18 protein-coding genes are annotated in these 18,202 nt (G+C 66.5%); 8 read left to right on the top strand and 10 right to left on the bottom strand.

The window, feature by feature from the left end; all coding sequences use genetic code 11:
• Positions 1-87: 87 nt before the first annotated feature.
• From CAER_RS0116505 to CAER_RS0116480, 6 genes are all read right to left on the bottom strand, one after another.
• Positions 88-438, bottom strand: coding sequence for a hypothetical protein (locus CAER_RS0116505; RefSeq protein WP_027236409.1), 351 nt, complete (start codon positions 436-438; stop codon positions 88-90).
• A 9-nt stretch (positions 439-447) separates the two neighbouring features.
• The gene (locus CAER_RS0116500) at positions 448-1,497 is read right to left on the bottom strand and encodes a HesA/MoeB/ThiF family protein (protein ID WP_027236408.1); all 1,050 of its coding nucleotides are present in this window, start codon (positions 1,495-1,497) and stop codon (positions 448-450) included.
• Positions 1,497-1,952, bottom strand: coding sequence for a dUTP diphosphatase (gene dut, locus CAER_RS0116495; RefSeq protein ID WP_027236407.1), 456 nt, complete (start codon positions 1,950-1,952; stop codon positions 1,497-1,499). The genes CAER_RS0116500 and dut overlap by 1 nt, the downstream gene beginning before the upstream one ends.
• Positions 1,953-1,989: 37 nt before the next feature.
• Positions 1,990-3,186 carry a bifunctional phosphopantothenoylcysteine decarboxylase/phosphopantothenate--cysteine ligase CoaBC gene (coaBC, locus tag CAER_RS0116490; protein ID WP_027236406.1) on the bottom strand — a complete coding sequence of 399 codons (1,197 nt, stop codon included), beginning with the start codon at positions 3,184-3,186 and terminating at the stop codon, positions 1,990-1,992.
• A 222-nt stretch (positions 3,187-3,408) separates the two neighbouring features.
• A complete protein-coding gene (locus CAER_RS0116485) occupies positions 3,409-4,245 on the bottom strand; it encodes a ChaN family lipoprotein (RefSeq protein ID WP_027236405.1) in 837 nt (278 codons plus the stop codon).
• Entirely contained in the window at positions 4,242-5,120 is an 879-nt protein-coding gene (locus CAER_RS0116480; protein WP_027236404.1) for an RNA polymerase factor sigma-32, read from the bottom strand. Before CAER_RS0116480 ends, CAER_RS0116485 begins: the two co-directional genes overlap by 4 nt.
• A 273-nt stretch (positions 5,121-5,393) precedes the next feature.
• On the opposite strand from CAER_RS0116480, the gene cobU reads away from it, so the two are divergent.
• The 4 genes from cobU to CAER_RS0116460 all read left to right on the top strand — a co-directional run bounded on the left by cobU (position 5,394) and on the right by CAER_RS0116460 (position 8,854).
• Positions 5,394-5,912, top strand: a complete 519-nt coding sequence (gene cobU / locus CAER_RS0116475) for a bifunctional adenosylcobinamide kinase/adenosylcobinamide-phosphate guanylyltransferase (protein WP_027236403.1) — start codon at positions 5,394-5,396, stop codon at positions 5,910-5,912.
• A complete protein-coding gene (locus CAER_RS0116470) occupies positions 5,909-6,490 on the top strand; it encodes a histidine phosphatase family protein (RefSeq protein ID WP_027236402.1) in 582 nt (193 codons plus the stop codon). Before cobU ends, CAER_RS0116470 begins: the two co-directional genes overlap by 4 nt.
• 58 nt (positions 6,491-6,548) lie before the next feature.
• Positions 6,549-7,232, top strand: a complete 684-nt coding sequence (locus tag CAER_RS0116465; protein WP_027236401.1) for a glutathione S-transferase — start codon at positions 6,549-6,551, stop codon at positions 7,230-7,232.
• A gap of 113 nt (positions 7,233-7,345) precedes the next feature.
• Positions 7,346-8,854, top strand: coding sequence for a YifB family Mg chelatase-like AAA ATPase (locus tag CAER_RS0116460; RefSeq protein ID WP_027236400.1), 1,509 nt, complete (start codon positions 7,346-7,348; stop codon positions 8,852-8,854).
• Here CAER_RS0116460 and CAER_RS0116455 read toward each other — a convergent pair.
• The 4 genes from CAER_RS0116455 to rsmI form a co-directional block, all read right to left on the bottom strand.
• Positions 8,843-9,751, bottom strand: coding sequence for an alpha/beta hydrolase fold domain-containing protein (locus CAER_RS0116455; protein ID WP_027236399.1), 909 nt, complete (start codon positions 9,749-9,751; stop codon positions 8,843-8,845). The genes CAER_RS0116460 and CAER_RS0116455 overlap by 12 nt on opposite strands.
• Positions 9,751-10,686: a glutathione synthase gene (gene gshB, locus CAER_RS0116450; protein WP_027236398.1), complete on the bottom strand. Its 936-nt coding sequence runs from the start codon at positions 10,684-10,686 to the stop codon at positions 9,751-9,753. Before gshB ends, CAER_RS0116455 begins: the two co-directional genes overlap by 1 nt.
• Positions 10,687-10,757: 71 nt before the next feature.
• Complete coding sequence (locus CAER_RS0116445; protein WP_027236397.1) at positions 10,758-11,132, bottom strand: YraN family protein; 375 nt, start codon at positions 11,130-11,132, stop codon at positions 10,758-10,760.
• 3 nt (positions 11,133-11,135) lie between these two features.
• Positions 11,136-11,993 carry a 16S rRNA (cytidine(1402)-2'-O)-methyltransferase gene (rsmI, locus tag CAER_RS0116440; RefSeq protein ID WP_027236396.1) on the bottom strand — a complete coding sequence of 286 codons (858 nt, stop codon included), beginning with the start codon at positions 11,991-11,993 and terminating at the stop codon, positions 11,136-11,138.
• An 87-nt stretch (positions 11,994-12,080) separates the two neighbouring features.
• Here rsmI and CAER_RS0116435 point away from each other — a divergent pair, with 87 nt between their 5' ends.
• Genes CAER_RS0116435 through CAER_RS0116420 form a run of 4 tightly spaced genes read left to right on the top strand, consistent with a single transcriptional unit; the run spans position 12,081 to position 18,178 of the window.
• Positions 12,081-13,247 (top strand): ABC transporter substrate-binding protein, encoded by a 1,167-nt coding sequence (locus CAER_RS0116435; RefSeq protein ID WP_027236395.1) that lies wholly within the window; start codon positions 12,081-12,083, stop codon positions 13,245-13,247.
• Complete coding sequence (locus tag CAER_RS0116430) at positions 13,207-16,047, top strand: [protein-PII] uridylyltransferase (protein ID WP_084299565.1); 2,841 nt, start codon at positions 13,207-13,209, stop codon at positions 16,045-16,047. The genes CAER_RS0116435 and CAER_RS0116430 overlap by 41 nt, the downstream gene beginning before the upstream one ends.
• Positions 16,044-17,594, top strand: a complete 1,551-nt coding sequence (gene murJ, locus CAER_RS0116425) for a murein biosynthesis integral membrane protein MurJ (protein ID WP_027236393.1) — start codon at positions 16,044-16,046, stop codon at positions 17,592-17,594. Before CAER_RS0116430 ends, murJ begins: the two co-directional genes overlap by 4 nt.
• The gene (locus CAER_RS0116420) at positions 17,591-18,178 is read left to right on the top strand and encodes a Crp/Fnr family transcriptional regulator (protein ID WP_027236392.1); all 588 of its coding nucleotides are present in this window, start codon (positions 17,591-17,593) and stop codon (positions 18,176-18,178) included. The genes murJ and CAER_RS0116420 overlap by 4 nt, the downstream gene beginning before the upstream one ends.
• Positions 18,179-18,202: the final 24 nt, after the last annotated feature.

The following is an 18,202-nucleotide window of genomic DNA, read 5'->3' as shown; positions in this document are numbered from 1 at the left end:
GCTAGCGGGAAAGGCGGGGGGCCGCAATCAGACTGAGAACTGCACATAGGCCTCCCTGGACATTCCCGCATAGAGTAGATGGGCTGTTCAGCCGCCGGCTCCCAGGCTGTCCGTCAATTCAGCCGGAATGATCCGGATCGGAACACCCGCGACATTGGCCGCGCGGGCGATGCGCCACTCGAACCGGCCCATCGTGCCGTCGGTATCAATCAGCACAACCACAGGCTCCTTGCCGGTGATTTCAGCCGCAAACAGCGCCTGCTGGATACTGTCCAGGCTGCTGCGTTTGTCGAGGCCGAACTCGATGACCCGGTTGCCGTTTTCACAGTCGGTCCGGATCGACGCCGCGCCTCCGTGATAGGTGAACTCATGCACCGTCTCCGGCTGGCCGCCGAACAGGGCGCCGCACAGCAGCGCAATGTAATAGGCTTCATTCACGGAAAGAGATCAGCTTGCCGAAACACCGCCGCACGCCGGGCAGCCGTCCCGCCGGGACAGCCGGATCTTGCGGGTTTCCCCGTAGAGCCCATCATAGATCAGCATCTCGCCCCGCAGGACGGCTCCGGCCCCGGTGATCTGCTTGACTGCCTCCACTGCCATCATCGCGCCGACAACACCCGGCAGCGGGCCGATCACCCCGGCCTCAGAGCAGCTGGGCGCCAGGCCGGCGGCCGGGGCCTCCGGGAAGATGCATTGATAGCAGGGGCCGCCTTTGGCTGGATTAAAGACGCTCAGCTGGCCCTCCCATTGCGACAGCGCGCCAGAGATCAGCGGCTTGCCCAGTGCCACGGCAGTGCGGTTGGCCAGATAGCGGGTCTCGAAATTGTCGGTGCCGTCCAGGATCAGATCATATTCGCCAAACAGCTCCGCCGCGATGTCTTCGCTCAGGCGGCGGTTATAGGGGCGCACCTCCACATAGGGGTTCTGCGCCTCCATCGCCGCCTGCGCCGAAAATACCTTGGGCGTGCCGATGTCCTTGTCGCGGTGGATCACCTGGCGCTGCAGGTTGGCATTGTCGACCTGGTCGTCGTCGATCACCCCGATGGTGCCGACCCCGGCCGCGGCCAGATACTGCAGCGCAGGCGCGCCCAGACCGCCGGCGCCGATCACCAGCACCCTGGCCTGTTTCAGCTTTTTCTGCCCCGGGCCGCCCAGCTCGCGCAGGACGATATGGCGGGCATAGCGGTCAAGCTCGCTTTCGGTAAAGGTGCCTGCGGGCTGGGTCATCTGTGTATCCTGAGGCTGGGCGCGGGTTTTCAAAGCCGTCACGATACGCGCGTAGAAACCGGCCACAAGAGCAAAGCCGCCCAGCATCAGCCAGGGCGCGGCAGAGCCGCCGGTGCCTTCGCGCAAGGGATGCCCTACCGGCAGGGTCAGCTGCACCGCCAGCACGGCGATGAACAGCACCGCCAGCAGCGTGATACGCAGGTTGCGCGGCAAGCCCAGAAAGCGCCCGCCCCACCAGATCAGCGCCGCAAGAATCAGGATCCGCAGCATCAGGCCTGCCCGGTGGATCCAAAGCCGCCCGCGCCGCGGGCCGTTCCGGACAGCGCATCCGCCAGTTCAAACCGCGCTTGCAGGACCGGCGCCACCACCATCTGCGCAATGCGGTCGCCATGCGCGATTTGAAAGGCCTCCTGCCCCGCATTCATCAGGATCACCCCCAATGGCCCGCGATAATCGCTGTCGATGGTGCCCGGTGTGTTGGGCAGGGTAATCCCGTGTTTCAGCGCCAGCCCGGACCGCGGCCGGATCTGCACCTCATAGCCAGCCGGGATCTCGATGCGCAACCCGGTCGGCACCAGCGCGCGCTCGCCCGGCTGCAGCACCAGGCAGCCGCGGTCCGGCAGGTTGGCACGCACATCGGCGCCGGCGGCACCAGCAGTCTCATAAGACGGCAGCGGCACATCCCGGTCCGCCCCTTCGTCGTGGATCACACGGATCGCGACCATCCCCGCTCCCTCTTCATCTTTCCCAAAATACTCAACATCACCCGGCCAGCGCCGCAGCGATCCGTTCCGCCAGCCTGCGGGCAACCTCGTCCTTGCCCATCCGCGGCCATTCCTCGGCGCCGCCGTCAGAGATCAATATCACCGCGTTTTCACTGCCGCCCATAATGCCGGTCGCGGGCGAGACGTCATTGGCCACAATCCAGTCGCAGCCCTTGCGCTTGCGCTTGGCGGTGGCGTTCTCGACCACGTCGTTGGTTTCTGCCGCGAAGCCAACCACCAGCGGCGGGCGGCCATCCTTCATCTGCGAAACGGTTTTCAGAATGTCCGGGTTCTCCGCAAACTCCAATACCGGCAGCCCGTCCTTAGATTTCTTCAGCTTGCGGTCCGAGGCGCTGGCCACCCGCCAGTCCGCCACCGCGGCAGCAAAGACCCCGGCGTCGGCAGGCAATGCTGCCTGAACCGCGGCTTCCATTTCGCGGGCGCTTTCCACCGGAACCACCTGCACGCCCTCGGGCGGGCGGACCGCTGCCGGGCCCGTGATAAACACCACCTCTGCGCCCAATTCGCGCAGAGCTCGGGCCACCGCCGCCCCCTGCGCCCCGGAGGAACGGTTGGCGATATAGCGCACAGGATCAATCGGCTCATGCGTCGGGCCAGAGGTCACCAGGATGCGCTTGCCCTTCAGGGGCCCGTCCGCAAGCTTGGCCGCGATGGCGGACAGGATCTCTTCCGGTTCCGCCAACCGGCCGGGTCCGAATTCGCCGCAGGCCATGCTGCCCTCGTTGGGGCCCACGAAAGAGACACCGTCCTCTTTCAGTGTTTCAAGATTGCGCCGGGTGGCCGGGTGATCCCACATGCGCACGTTCATCGCGGGCGCCAGCAGCACCGGCGTGTCGGTGGCCAGCAGCAGCGTCGAGGCGAGGTCATTTGCAAGGCCTTGCGCCATCTTGGCCATCAGATCCGCGGTGGCGGGCGCCACCACCAGCAGATCGGCACTGCGCGACAGCTGGATATGGCCCATCTCCGCCTCTGCCGTCAGATCGAACAGCTCCTGATGCACGGGTGTTCCGGCCAGGGCCGAGACCGACAGAGGGGTCACAAACTCGGCACCGGATTTGGTCAGCACCGGGGTCACCCGGGCGCCCTGGTCCTGCAGGCGGCGGATCAGCTCCAGCGACTTATAGGCCGCGATGCCGCCGCCGATGATCAGAAGAATGTGTTTGCCAGCCAGCATTTGCGCGTCCTCGCCCGGTTTGCCGCGACTGTACTGCGCCGAAAGGGAAGTGTGAAACGGTTTTCCCGGCCCGGCACCCCGGCACAAAGGCAAACGCAAAGCCTCCCGCCCCCGCACGGTACGGGCCTGCGGCCCCTGCCGCTGGCGGCGTTGGGCCGGGCGCCGCGCTGCGCACGGCGCGGTCCTGGGCACAAACAGCGTCAGCAGCTTAGGCAGCGCGCCTCAGTTGCTTTTCTGAAACACCAGACAGGGATCGGGACGCTCTGCCGCCGGCGCGTCCAGCACCAGATCGAACGTGCCGCTGATCTGCCCGTCCTCCGACTGGCCCAGACTGCGGATCCGGGCTTTGGGCCGGGCCTTGGCCAGGTACACCGCCAGCCCGCGGTCGGTGCGGGCATGGCCGTTGCCGGTGATCACCGCCACCGGGCCGCCGGTTTCCGCCAGCGCCCGGTCTGCGGCAGCGGCCAGGCTGGCGTCGCGCAGGCGCTGGATGTCCACCAAGACCGGCAGCATCTCTGCCGGCATCGCGTTGCAGTGACTGGCCAGTTGATCCCCCTCGCGCGCCGCCTGCTCAGCAGCCGGCAGCGGCCGATCCAGGCCAAAGCGCGCCGCGGCCTCTGCGCCGAAATAGGCGGCGGCACCTTGCTCCAGCGCCCGGGCGGCCTCTGCCCGCGGCACCAGCGCGCCGTACTGGCGGGCCCCTTTGGCGGCCGCAAAGACCGGCGCATAGAGGGAGAACTCCGGCCAGCCGGACTGTGCCCAGTCCAAAGCCTGCGCCACATGCTTAGCGTCCGCCAGCACCTCAGGGTCCAGTTCGGCCGCCTCCTCTGCCGTGATCATTTCCCAGACCACCGCCCTGGGTTGCAGCGCCGCCAGCAGCGCTGCCTGCCGCTGGTGGTGCACCGCGTTGTCATGCACCTCCCCGAGAATTGCCACATCCGCACCGCGCAGCATTTCAGCCGCCGCCGCCAGATCGCCGGCGCGGGCGCCAGACAGGCAAAGCGCCGCCAGAACGGCGGCGCTTGCCAATGTTTTCAGAATTTGAAACCGCTTTCTCATGAAAGCAGTCTGTGCACCTCGCGCGATTGGCTTTCAAGGCTCTTGCGCATCTTCTGAAACGCACCGGCCTCCAGCTGGCGCACCCGCTCCTTGGAGAGGCCCAGCTCCGTGCCCAGGCTTTCCAGCGTGCGGGGCCGTTCGCGCAGCTTGCGCTCAGTGATGATAAAGCGCTCGCGGTCATTCAGCGCCTGCAGCGCCGTCACCAGCCACTTGCGCAGCTGACGGCGGTCGTGCCGCTCCTGCACCAGTTCTTCGGCTTGCGAGGTGTCATCCTCCAGCGCGTCGATCCACTCGCGGCCCTCCTCGTCGGTGGACTGCACCGCGTTGAGCGAGAAGTCGGCCCCGGACAGGCGCCCCTCCATCATCTCCACATCGCGCAGCGGCACACCGATTTCTGTGGCGATCTTCTGATGCAGCTGATGCTGATCCAGAGGCACGCCCGAAGACCGCGCCTCGCGCTCCAGCTGCGCCTGCACCCGGCGCATGTTGAAGAACAGCGACTTTTGCGACGAGGTCGAGCCGGTCCGCACCATCGACCAGTTGCGCATCACGTAGTCCTGGATCGACGCCTTGATCCACCACACCGCGTAGGTCGAGAACCGGACCCCGCGGTCCGGATCGAATTTGTCAGCCGCCTTCATCAGGCCCAGGCCGGCCTCCTGGATCAGGTCGTTCATCGGCGCCCCGTACCGCTTGAACTTGGCCGCCATGGAGATGGCCAGGCGCATATAGGCATTAATGAGCCGGTGCAGCGATTTGACATCGCGGTCATCGCGCCAGGCATAGGCCAGACGGCGCTCTGTTTCGGCATCCAAAAGTTCTGCCTTCATTGCCTGTCTCGGCAATGGGTTTTCGACTGTTTGGTCAAGTGCCATGTGATTTCCCCCCGGAAACTAATTAACAAACTGCCGCCTGAGGACGCGCATGGAACAATGGGGGCCCGGTTTCTGCAGACCGGCAGCAACAGCGCGCAGGATGCGACTTTCGGCTCATCCAAAGGCCAAAATGGAAAAGAAAAATTTGTTTTGGCCCCTGCGCAAACTTTCCCGGCCTTAATAAGTGGAACCCCGGGACGCTGCGGTCTCTTGTCTTAACCGGGCCCTGCGGTTACCCACAGGAACGGCTTCGGACTTACAGGTTAGCAAGAAATGCCTGCAAATGTAACTTTTATTCTTGGAGGAGCCGCCTCAGGGAAGTCGGCCTATGCAGAGAAGCTGTGTTTAAGCTCCGGGAAAAGCAGGGTTTACTGGGCGACTGCGCAAATTTTCGACAGTGAAATGCGCGATAAAGTGTCCCGGCATCTCAAACAAAGAGGCGCAGGCTGGACCACTGTTGAAGAACCGGAAACGGCAGACAAGGTGCTTGGCGATCTGGAGCCCGGCCAGATCTGCCTGATGGATTGCGCCACCATGTGGCTGACCAATCATTTACTGGCAGAGCATGACCTGCAGGCCGCCCAGGACGGGCTGCTGGCGGCAGTGGACCGGTGCCAGGCGGACCTGGTTATCGTGTCCAATGAAACGGGCCTTGGCGTCGTTCCCGAGAACGCGCTGGCCCGCCGGTTCCGCGAGGCGCAGGGGCGGCTCAATATCGCCCTGGCGGCGCGGGCGGATACTGTTGTGCAGGTGACCGCGGGGCTGCCGCTTGTGCTGAAGGGGGCCGTATGATCACCCGGCTGTTTCTGGTCCGGCATGGGCCGACTCACGCGAAATCCATGGTCGGCTGGTCGGATCTGCCCGCCGATCTGACCGATTCGGCAGCGTTGGCGCGCCTGTCGGACTACCTGCCTGCAGACGCGCTGGTGGTGTCCTCGGACCTGTCCCGCGCGGCGGAGACCGCCACCGCCATCCAGGGACGCCGGCAGCGCCTGCCGCATGTGCAAGCTCTGCGCGAGATCCACTTTGGCGCCTGGGAGCTGCGGACCTGGGCCGAGGTGGACGCCGAGGACCCGGAGCGTATCCGCGCCTATTGGGAAACCCCGGGCGATGTGACCCCGCCGGGCGGTGAGAGCTGGCACCAGGTCTGCAACCGGGTTAACGCGGCCGTTGACGGGCTGATCGACGCGCACCGGGGCCGCGACCTGATCGTGGTGGGCCACTTCGGCCAGATCCTGACCCAGATCCAGCGTGCGGAATTGCTGACCGCGGAAGAGGCCTTTGCCCACCGCATCGACAACCTGTCCGTCAGCGAAGTGCTGCATGGCCCTGAGGGCTGGCGGACGGGTGTTATCAATCACCTTCCGTGACGGATACCATCACAAACATTCCATTTCGCGATTGATTACCAGGCGCTAGCCTCCTGGCATGGCTTACGAACTTTATATTGGCGACCGCATGTATTCCAGCTGGTCCTTGCGCGGCTGGCTCATGCTCGAAAAATTCTCCCTGCCCCACACTGTGCATATGGTGGGGCTGTATTCAGGAACCATGGCGGATGACATGGCGCATCTGGCCCCGGCGCGGCTGGTGCCCGCCTTGCGCACGCCTGAAGGCACGGTGATTGGCGAAAGCATGGCGATTGCCGAGACCTTGGCAGAGCGGCACCCGGAGGCCGGTCTCTGGCCGTCAGATCCGGCGCAGCGTACCACGGCGCGCTGGCTGGCCGCGGAAATGGCCGCAGGCTTCGGCGCGCTGCGCAGTGAATGCCCGATGCAGCTTGCCCATGTCTATGAAGGGTTCGAGGTTTCACCTGGCGTGAAGGCCGACCTGAACCGGATCGAGTCCCTGTTCGCCCACGCCCGCAAGGTCTCAGGCCACAGCAGCGGCTATCTGTTCGGGGCGTATTCGCTGGCGGATGTGTTCTACACCCCGGTGGCCGCGCGGATCGTGGGGTATGGTCTGCCGGTATCCGGGGAAACCCGCGTCTATTGCAAGCTGCTGCTGTCCGACCCCGCAGTCCTGCGCTGGCAGGAGCAGGCGCATGAAGTCAGTTATGATCCCGAACCCTATGCAATGGATCTGCCGCGGCGCCCCTGGTCGCTGGACTGAGGCCGCAGGCAGCGCGAATTCTGCGTGAATTCGCCTCCCGCTGCCGCTTGCGTTAACGACTCGGAAACCACGATTGCCAAGCATTTCTCCCTGCACCAGGAGGGTTGGGAGACATGACCGCACGATCCTACACAGTTGCCTTTCAAGGGGTCGAGGCCCGGCTGGTCGAGGTGCAATGCGCCGTCGCCCCGGGCCTGCCCGCCTTCTCAGTCGTCGGGTTGCCGGACAAGGCCGTCTGCGAGGCGCGCGAGCGGGTGCGGGCAGCCTTTGCGGCGATGTCCATCGCCCTGCCCTCGCGCCGGATCACCATAAACCTGTCGCCCGCCGGCCTGCCCAAGGAAGGCAGCCATTTCGACCTGCCCATTGCACTCGCCCTGCTGGCCGCGATCGGCATCATCCCGGAGGAAAAGGCCGAGGAAACCATCGCTTTGGGAGAATTGTCGCTGGACGGCCAGCTGATTGCGGTGGCGGGCGCCCTGCCAGCCGCAGTGACCGCGGCGGAGGAAGGCCTGATGCTGCTCTGCCCGAAACCCTCGGGGCCGGAGGCGGCCTGGGTCGATGCGGCGCAGGTGATCGGCGCTGGCACGCTGACGGAGGTGGTGCAGCATTTCACCGGACAGCGGCGCATTGAACCCTCCGCGCCCGGCGAGGCGGTCAGCGGGCTGGGCGGCAAGGATTTGCGCGACGTGAAAGGCCAGGAAACGGCCAAGCGGGCGCTGGAAATCGCGGCGGCCGGACGCCATCACATGCTGATGATCGGCCCGCCCGGCTCCGGCAAGTCGATGCTGGCCGCGCGGCTGCCCTCGATCCTGCCGCCGCTGTCGCCCGCGGAGGCGCTGGAAACCTCGATGATCCATTCCCTGTGCGGGCTGATCGACGAGGGCGGCATCAGCCGCGCCCGCCCGTTCCGCGAGCCGCACCACACCGCCTCGATGGCGGCGATTGCCGGCGGCGGCAGGCGCGCCCAGCCCGGCGAGATCAGCCTGGCCCATAACGGCGTGCTGTTTCTGGATGAGCTGCCGGAGTTCGGCCGCCCGGTGCTGGAAACCCTGCGCCAGCCGCTGGAAACCGGCGAGGTGATGGTGGCGCGCGCAAACGCCCATGTGAAATACCCCAGCCGTTTCATGCTGGTGGCCGCCGCCAACCCCTGCAAATGCGGCTATCTGGCGGATGCCAACCGCGCCTGTTCCCGGGCGCCCCTCTGCGGCGCGGATTACCTGGGCCGGATCTCAGGCCCGCTGCTGGACCGCTTCGACCTGCATCTGGACGTGCCGCCGGTGGATGTCGCCGACCTGGAGCTGCCGCCCGGCGCCGAAGGCTCTGCTGAGGTGGCACAGCGGGTGGCCATCGCCCGCGAGATGCAAAACGCCCGGTTCCGGGACCATCCCGGCCTGCGCCAGAACGCCGATGCCGAGGGCAGCCTGCTGGAGGAGATTGCTGCCCCGGACGCCCAAAGCCGCGACCTTCTGATCCGTGCCGCCGAGCGCTTTGGCCTCAGTGCGCGCGGCTATCACCGGGTGCTGCGGGTTGCCCGCACCATCGCCGACCTGGCCTGTGAGGAGCGCGTGCAGCGCCAGCACTTCGCCGAGGCGCTGAGCTTCCGGCTGCCCTCATCCCGCTGAGCCGCCGTCCAGCGCCCTGACCGCAAAGGCAGCCGCCTCTTCCAGCGCGGCCTGCCCCTCCGGCAGGTGCCCGGCCATGAACTGCCAGACGTGCGGCACATCGCGCCACAGGGTCAGGCGGACGCTGCCGCCCGCGGCCTGCAGCCGCTCTGCCATCCGCTCCGCATCCGACAGCAGCACTTCGACGTCGCCTGCCTGGATCAGCACCGGCGGCGGATCGGGAAACTCCGCAAACAGCGGGGACGCGCGCGGATCAGCAGGGTCCGCGCCTGCCAGATACTGCTCGATAACCTCTTTCATCCGCCCGGCGGGGATGATCACATCCTTGTCCCGGTTGGCTTGGATACTGGCTCCGCTCAGCGTCAGATCGCACCAGGGGGAAAAGGCAATCACACCCGCCGGCCGCTCGCCCTTGGCCAGTAGCCCGCCCAGCAGCGCCAGCGCCAGCCCGCCGCCTGCGCTGTCGCCCGCCAGCAGGATGTCCCCCGGCCCATAGCCCATACGGCGCAGCGACTGCCAGGCCGTCATCGCATCATCGTATGCGGCCGGAAACGGAGCCTCCTGCAGCAGCCGGTAATCGGGCACGGCGATCTCAGTGCTAGAGGCGTAAGAGAGACGGGACAGCATCCCCTGATAGGCTCGGGCGCTGCCGGCCAGATAGGCACCGCCGTGCAGGAACAGGATGACCCGCCGGCTGCGGGTCTGCCCGGCGGAGACCAGATACAGCGGCACCGGAGCAGGCCGCCGCAGCACCCGGGTATAGGGCAGCGCCGGGCAAAACAGCGGTGCGGTCAGGTCAAAGACCCTGCGCACGAAGTCCGGGCTGCCGGTCAGCCGCAGCGCCGGTTTCATGCCATAACGCATCCACGCATTTATGGCCCGGCGCTGCCAGCTCATCAGCGGATCTTGGCTTCGATCGCCTGCCAGATCTTCTCGGCGATGTTCACACCGTCAAACCGCTCCAGCTCCTGAATGCCGGTGGGCGAGGTCACGTTGATCTCGGTCAGGTAATCGCCGATCACGTCGATGCCGACAAAGATCTGGCCCTTTTCGCGCAAGAGCGGCCCGATGGCGGCGCAGATTTCCATGTCGCGCTCGCTGAGACCGGTCTTTTCGGGCCGGCCGCCCACGTGCATGTTGGACCGGGTCTCGCCCGCCGCGGGCACGCGGTTGATCGCCCCCACCGGCTCGCCGTCGACCAGGATCACCCGCTTGTCGCCGTTGCTGACGTCGGGCAGGAATTTCTGCACGATCAGCGGCTCGCGGCTGAAGCCGGTGAACAGCTCATGCAGCGAGGTGAGGTTGCGGTCATTGGCGTCCAGCCGGAACACGCCGGCGCCGCCGTTGCCGTACAGCGGCTTGAGGATCACGTCGCCATGAACCTCCTTGAACGCCTTGATGGTCTGCAAATCGCGGGCGATGGTGGTCGGCGGGGTCAGGTCCGGGAACTTCAGAACCAGCAGCTTTTCCGGGTAATTGCGCACCCAGAACGGGTCGTTCACCACCAGCGCCTGCCCCTTCAGCATGTCCAGAAGATGCGTGGAAGTGATGTAATGCATGTCAAACGGCGGGTCCTGGCGCAGCCAGACCACGTCGAACACGCCCAGGTCCACTTCGCGTTCCGGTCCCAGCACCGCCGGCGCATCCGCCACCCGCTGCACCGTCATGTCATGGCCGCGGGCGGTGATGCGGCCCTCCTGATAGGCCAGATGGTCAGGGGTGTAGAAGAACAGCTCATGGCCGCGCGCCTGCGCCTCTTCGGCCAGGCGGAAGCTGCTGTCCGCGTTGATGTCCACGCCCATGACCGGGTCCATCTGGAAGGCGATTTTCATGGCAGTATCCCTTGTAAACTGGCCAAATACATGGCCCACCCCGCCCTGGGGTTCAATGGGTGAGGCGCGGTTCAATCCATGCCAAAAGCGTTTTCGATGATTTCCACAGCGCCGGTTCCGTTGACCAGCGCCGCGTCAAACCGCACCGGCGTCAGCTGCCCCTGCGGCGCGTTCTCCAGATACTGCCCGGCGCTGGCATAGATGCGCTCCGCCTGCCGCGGCGTGATGCGCAGGGCCGCGGCGGCGCTGGTGGCGCTGTGCTTCACCTCGACAAACACCAGCCCCTCCGGCCCGCGCAGGATCAGGTCGATTTCGCCGCCCTGCCCGCGCCAGCGGCGCTCCGCCACGGTGTAGCCGCGGTTCTCGTAGTGGCGGGCAACGATCTCCTCCGCCGCTTCGCCCGCCAGATTGGCGCGGCTGCCGCGATGCTGGCGGGCGCGGGTCATGCCTCAGCCGCCCTTCGCCAGCTGCAGCGCCAGCTGATAGACCTTGCGCCGGGGCAGCCCGTGCATTTCGGCGACAATGGCGGCGGCGTCCTTTACCGAGTTGCCCTGCAAGGCGGCCTGCAGATCGCTTTCCAGATCGCCCTCGCTCACCTCCGTCTCCTGGCCGCGGTCGACCAGCAGCACGATCTCGCCCTTGACCGGGCTGTCTTCCAGACCGGCCGCCAGATCCGCCAGCGGCGCGCGGCGCACTTCCTCGAACTTCTTGGTCAGCTCGCGGCACAGCGCCGCCGGGCGGTTGCCCAGCACCGCGGCCATATCCGCGACCGAGGCGGCAGCCCGCTTAGGCGATTCATAGAATATCAGCGTGCCGGGGATGTCCCGCAGCTCCTCCAGCCGCTTGCGGCGGGCACCAGAGGCGTTGGGCAGGAAGCCCGCAAAGAAAAACGCATCCGTCGGCAGCCCGGCCAGTGTCAGCGCCGTTGCCGCCGCCGAGGCGCCGGGCGCGCAGGTGACCGTGTGCCCGGCCTCTGCCGCGGCGCGGCTGAGGTCAAAGCCCGGATCGGCAATCAGCGGCATCCCGGCCTCGGAGGCATAGGCAACCGATTTCCCCTCCGCCAGCGCCTCAAGCAGCTTGGCCCGCGCGCCGCTGCCGCTGTGATCGTGATAGGCGATGATCCGCCGCCCGCCGAGCGGCACCCCGTGTATCTCCATCAGCTTGCGCAGCGAGCGTGTATCCTCCGCCGCGAGCACATCAGCCGAGGCCAGCACATCCAGCGCCCGCAAGGTAATGTCGCGGGCAGTGCCGATCGGCGTGGCAACAAAGTACAGCCCGGGGGACAATATGACATTCTGGTGATTCAACGCTGGACCCGCCTTTTTGGTCGTTTATGATCCGTCCTTAAACCCACACGGCGCAACCGCGCCGGGAGAACGGAGTTTCAAGACATTATGTTTGCTGTTTTCAAACGGGCCCGCAAGGCGGCACTGACAGCTGCCGCGGCACTTTCCGCCATTGCCCTGACTGCCTGTGATCCGGTTGCCATTAGCACCGGCCCGACCATCAACACCTCCAAGCCGGTGCCGGTGGCGCTGCTGGTGCCGCGCGGCTCCGCCCAGCAGGGCGACCGGGTGCTGGCCCAGAGCCTGGAAAATGCCGCCCGGCTGGCCATCGTCGATCTGCAGGGCGCGCAGATCGACCTGCGCGTCTATGACACCGCGGGCAATCCGGCAACCGCCTCCACCGCGGCGCAGCAGGCGCTGGACGACGGCGCCCGGGTCATCCTGGGCCCGGTCTATGCCGAGGCCGCCAACGCGGCCGGCATCGCCGCCCGCCAGCGCGGGGTGAACGTGCTGGCCTTCTCCAACAACCCGGCGATTGCCGGCGGCAACGTCTTTATCCTAGGGCCGACTTTCGACAACACCGCCCGCAGGCTGACCAGCTTTGCGGCCCGCAACGGCAAGCGCAACATCCTGGTTGTCGGCGGCAATGATGCGGCCGGTGCCGCCGGCCGGGCTGCCATCCAGCGCGCAGCCAGCCAGACCGGTGTCAACATCGCCGGCAGCGTCGGCTATGAACTGTCGCAGCAGGGGGTGATCAATGCCATCCCCACCATCCGCACCGAAGCGGCAGGCGCCGATGCGGTGTTCCTGACCTCGACCACCGCAGGCGCCTTGCCGCTGCTGGCGCAGCTGCTGCCCGAAGCCGGCGTCGACCCGGCCGACAAACAGTATATCGGCCTGACCCGCTGGGACATTCCCGCGCAGACCCTGACCCTTCCGGGCGTGCAGGGCGGCTGGTTCGCAATGCCTGACCAAAGCAAGGTGCAGCAGTTCAGCGCCCGCTACCAGTCCAGCTATGGCGCGGCGCCGCACTCCATCGGCAGCCTGGCCTATGACGGCATTGCCGCCATCGGCGCGCTGGTCGCTGCGGGCAAGTCCGACGCTCTGACCGGTGCGGCGCTGACCCAGGGGGCAGGCTTCCAGGGGGCCGGCGGCATCTTCCGCCTGCGGCCGGACGGCACCAATGAGCGCGGCCTGGCGGTTGCCACCATTCAAGAACAGAAGGTCGTGATCATTGACCCAGCCCCAAGCAGCTTCGCCGGCGCAGGTTTCTGAAGCCCCTGCCGGCTCCCCGCGGCACACTGCCGACGGGTTTCCCGAACCGCTGGGGCCGCTGATCTGCGGCCCCTCGGAGATTTTTGATGCCGCCGCCATCCGCGAACAGATTGAAGCATCGGCGGCGGATTGCACCCCGGCAGAGCTGCGCGGCGAAACGGTGAAAATCCTGCGCGCGGCCAATAAAGCCGGGCGCGCGGCCATTGCCGAGGCCTTTGCCGCCAAACCCTTTGCCGCGCGCGAGCTGACCCGCTCTTATACCTTCCTGACCGACGGGCTGGTCACCACCGCGCTGCATGTCGCCAGCGGCCTGTTGCACCCGCTGGCCAACCCGACCCGGGGAGAGCGCATCGCGGTGCTGGCGGTCGGCGGCTATGGCCGAGGCGAGATGGCGCCGGCCTCGGACGTCGACCTGCTGTTTCTGACCCCCTACAAGATCACCGCTTGGGCCGAGAGCGTCATCGAGTCGATGCTCTACATCCTCTGGGATCTGCGGCTGAAGGTCGGCCACTCCAGCCGCACCATCAAGGATTGCATCCGGCTGGGCGGCGAGGATTACACCATCCGCACGGCGATGCTGGAGCAGCGGTTCCTGGCCGGCCACGCGCCGCTGGCCAAGGAGCTGGACAAAAGGCTGCGGGCAGAGCTGTTCTCCAAGGATGCCGAGCAGTTCATCGAAGCGAAGCTGGCCGAACGCGACGCGCGCCACCTGAAACAGGGCCAGCGCTATGTGGTTGAGCCCAACGTGAAAGAGGGCAAGGGCGGCTTGCGCGACCTGCAGTCGCTGTTCTGGATTGCCAAATACCTCTACCAGGTCAAGGACGCCGAAGACCTGGTGCCCCTGGGGCTTTTCCACCCCGAGGAGATGGAGCTGTTTGCCAAGGCGGCGGCCTTCCTGTGGGCGGTGCGCTCGCATCTGCATCTGGCCACCGGCCGCGCCACTGAGCAGCTGACCTTTGACATGCAGGTCGAGGTGGCTGCGCGCATGGGCTATGAAGACAAGGCCGGCCGCCGCGGTGTCGAACTGTTCATGCAGGATTACTTCCGCCATGCCACCCGCGTCGGCGACCTGACCCGTATTTTCCTGACCAAGCTGGAAGCCAGCCACCAGAAGGGCGCGCCGCTCCTGGAGCGGATCTTCCGCCGCCGCCCGCGGATCAAGCCCGGCTACCGGGTGGTGCATAACCGGCTGGACGTCGCCGATCCGGAGGCGTTCTTGCAGGACAAGGTGAACCTGCTGCGGCTGTTCGAGGAAGCGCTGCGCACCGGCATGCTGATCCATCCGGACGCGATGCGGCTGGTGACTGCCAATCTGCACTTGATTGACGACAACATGCGCAACGACAAGGAGGCGCGGCGGCTCTTCCTTGATCTGCTGCTCAAGCACGGCAACCCGGAGCGCGCGCTGCGGCGGATGAACGAACTGGGCGTGCTGTCAGCCTTCCTGCCGGAATTCGAGCCGATCGTGGCGATGATGCAGTTCAACATGTACCACTCCTACACGGTGGACGAGCACACCATTCAGGTGATCGCCAATTTCGCCGCCATCGAGCGCGGCGAGCTGGAGGATGAGCTGCCGTTGTCCTCGGAGGTGCTGCGCAAGGGGCTGAACCGCAAGGTGCTGATGGTGGCGATGCTCCTGCACGACATCGGCAAGGGCCGGCCGCAGGACCATTCGATCCTGGGCGCCCAGATCGCCCGCAAGGTGGCGCCGCGGCTGGGGCTGAAACCTTCGGAATGCGAGACTGTGGAATGGCTGGTCCGCTATCACCTGCTGATGTCGGACATGGCCCAGAAACGCGACATCGCCGACCCGCGCACGGTGCGCGATTTCGCCAAAGCGGTGCAGACCGTCAAACGGCTGGACCTACTGTTGCTGCTGACCGTCTGCGACATCCGCGGCGTCGGCCCGGACACCTGGAACAACTGGAAGGCGGCGCTCTTGCGCGCGCTTTACGGGCAGACCCGCGCCGCGCTTGAGGGCGGTATGGAGGCGCTGAACCGCGAGCACCGCGGCGCGTCCGCCAAGAAAGCGCTGCGCCAGGCGCTGCCGGACTGGTCCAAAGCAGATCTCAAGACCGAAACCGCCCGCCACTACCCGCCGTACTGGCACGGTTTGCATGTCACTGCGCATGTGGATTTTGCCGAAATGCTTCGCGAATTCACCGCCAAGGGCGACCCGGGCGAGGTGATGATCCGGCTTTATCCGGACGTGGACCGCGACGCCACCCGCGCCTGTTTCGTGATGGAGGATCACCCCGGCATCTTTGCCCGCATCGTCGGCGCGCTGGCGCTGGTCGGGGCCAATGTGGTGGATGCCCGCTCCTACACCACCAAGGACGGCTATGTGACCGATGCCTTCTGGATCCAGGACAGCGAGGGCCACCCCTTCGACCCGATGCGCCTGCACCGGCTCAAGCAGATGATCGAAAAGACGCTCAAAGGCGAGGTGATCGCCCGCGATGCGCTGAAGTCCCGCGACAAGATCAAGAAGCGCGAGCGTGCTTTCAAGGTGCCGACCCACATCACCTTCGACAACGAAGGCTCGGAGATCTACACCATCATCGAGGTCGACACCCGCGACCGCCCCGGCCTGCTCTATGACCTGGCGCGCGCCCTGGCCGCCGCCAATGTCTATATTGCCAATGCGGTGATTGCGACCTATGGCGAACAGGTGGTGGATGCCTTCTATGTCAAGGACATGTTCGGCTTGAAATACTATTCGGAGTCCAAACAGCGGACGCTGGAAAAGAAGCTGCGCGAGGCGATTGCCGAGGGCGCAAAGCGGGCGGATATATGAAGCCAATCAGATTGCTTTCGGGGTTCCTGACCGTCGGGTTCTGGACGCTGGCCAGCCGTGTGCTGGGCTTTGCGCGCGAGATCCTGATCGCCGCCTTCATCGGGCCGGGGCCGGTGCTGGACGCCTTTATCGTGGCCTTCCGCCTGCCCAACATGTTCCGCCGTTTCTTTGCCGAAGGCGCGTTCAACGCGGCCTTCGTCCCGGCCTTTTCCAAGCGGTATGAGGCCGGCGAAGACGCCACCGCCTATGCGCAGCAGGCCTTCAACCTGCTGGCTGCCGCGGTGCTGGCGCTGGTGGGCCTGGCCATGGTGTTCATGCCGGGACTGGTCTGGCTGACGGCGGGCGGTTTTGTCGGCGATGCACGCTTCGATATGGCGGTGGGATACGGCCATATCGTCTTTCCCTACATCCTGTTCATGTCGCTGGCGGCGCTGTTTTCCGGGGTGCTGAACGCCACCGGGCGCTTTGCCGCTGCCGCCGCTGCGCCGGTCCTGCTCAACATTTTCGCCTGCTCGGCCATGACCGCAGGCGCGCTTTTGGGCGGCGAGGTGGTGACCTGGCTGGTCTGGACCATACCGGTGGCCGGCGTCGCCCAGCTGGCGCTGGTCTGGGCGGCTGCTGACAGGGCCGGGATACGCCTGCGCCCCGGCCTGCCCCGCTGGAACAGCGAGATGCGCGACCTGGTCCGGATTGCCGTGCCTGCCGCGCTGGCGATGGGGGTCACGCAGATCAACCTGGTGGTCGGGCAATACGTGGCCTCCGACATTGAAAAGGCCGCCAGCTGGCTGTTCATTGCCGACCGCCTCTATCAGCTGCCATTGGGCGTGGTGGGCATTGCCGTCGGCATCGTGCTGCTGCCTGCCCTGTCGCGCCGCCTGCGGGCGGGCGACGGTGCCGGCTCCCAGGACGCCCTGTCGCGCGCCGGGGAGTTCTCGCTGCTGCTGGCGGTGCCGTCTGCCGTTGCCTTCATCACCGTGCCGCTGCCGCTGGTCTCGGTGCTGTATGAGCGTGGCGCAACCGGCCCGGAGGACGTGGCCGCGATTGCCATCGCAGTCGCCATTTACGGCGCGGGCCTGCCGGCCTTCATGCTGCAAAAGGTGCTGCAGCCGCTCTACTTCGCGCGGGAAGACACCAGAACCCCGTTCCACTATGCGCTGGTGGCAATGGCCGTAAACGCCGCGCTGGCCTTTGGGCTCAAGCCGGTGCTGGGCTGGATCGCCCCCGCCATTGCCGCCTCTGCCGCAGGCTGGGCCATGGTGGCGCTGCTAGCGCTCGGTGCCCGCCGCATGGGGGAGGAAGCCCGGTTCGACGCCCGGTTCCACCGCCGCGCCTGGCGCATCCTGGCGGCCTCCGCCGTGATGGGCGCGGTGCTCTACGCGGTGGCGCACACCGTCGGCTGGCTGTTCACGCTGGACTACTGGCGCTACCTGTCCCTGCTGGGGCTGGTGGTGCTGGGCGGCGCGGTCTACTTCGCCGCGGGCCAGGCCCTCGGCGCTTTCCGCCTGTCGGAATTCCGCACCGCCCTCAGCCGCCGGAAACAGGCATGAGCCGCCTCTCCTGCCCCGCCGGCTTTGTGCTGTTCCGCCCCGGGCAGGAGTGCCCCGGCTTTGTCCGCCTCACCGCCGGCCGCATCAAGGTCACGCTGACCGCCGCCAACGGCCGCGAGGTCGTCCTGTACCGTGTTGGCCCGGGCGATATCTGCCTGCAGACCTTCGCTTGCCTCACCGACGGGCGCACTTATGCGGCGGAGGGCGTCGCGGAAACCGCACTGGAGGGAGAACTCATCCCGCACGCCGATTTCCGCCGCGCCATGTCAGAGGACGGGGCCTTCAGGGCCGAAGTCCTGACCGCCGTTGCCCGCCGCTTTGCCGACTACGAGCAGCTGGTGGAAGATGTTGCCCTCACCGGCTTTGACGCCCGCCTCGCCCGGGTGCTGCTGCGGCTGGCGCAGGGCGGCGATGAGATCCGCATCACCCATGACGCGCTGGCCGCCGAAACCGCCTCTGGCCGCGCTTTCGTCACCCGGCGGCTGCGCGAATTCGCCCGCCTCGGCCTGGTGGAAACACAGCGCGGGCAGCTGCGTATCCTGGACCGCGCCGGGCTGGAGCGGATGGCGCAGGACGAAGCCTGAGCTTTGGTGACACTGTCACCGACA

The sequence above is a fragment of the Leisingera caerulea DSM 24564 genome, from assembly GCF_000473325.1.
GTDB lineage: Bacteria > Pseudomonadota > Alphaproteobacteria > Rhodobacterales > Rhodobacteraceae > Leisingera > Leisingera caerulea.
The sequence above is the reverse complement of the archived record's forward strand: the minus strand, read 5'-3'. Positions and strand labels throughout refer to the sequence as shown.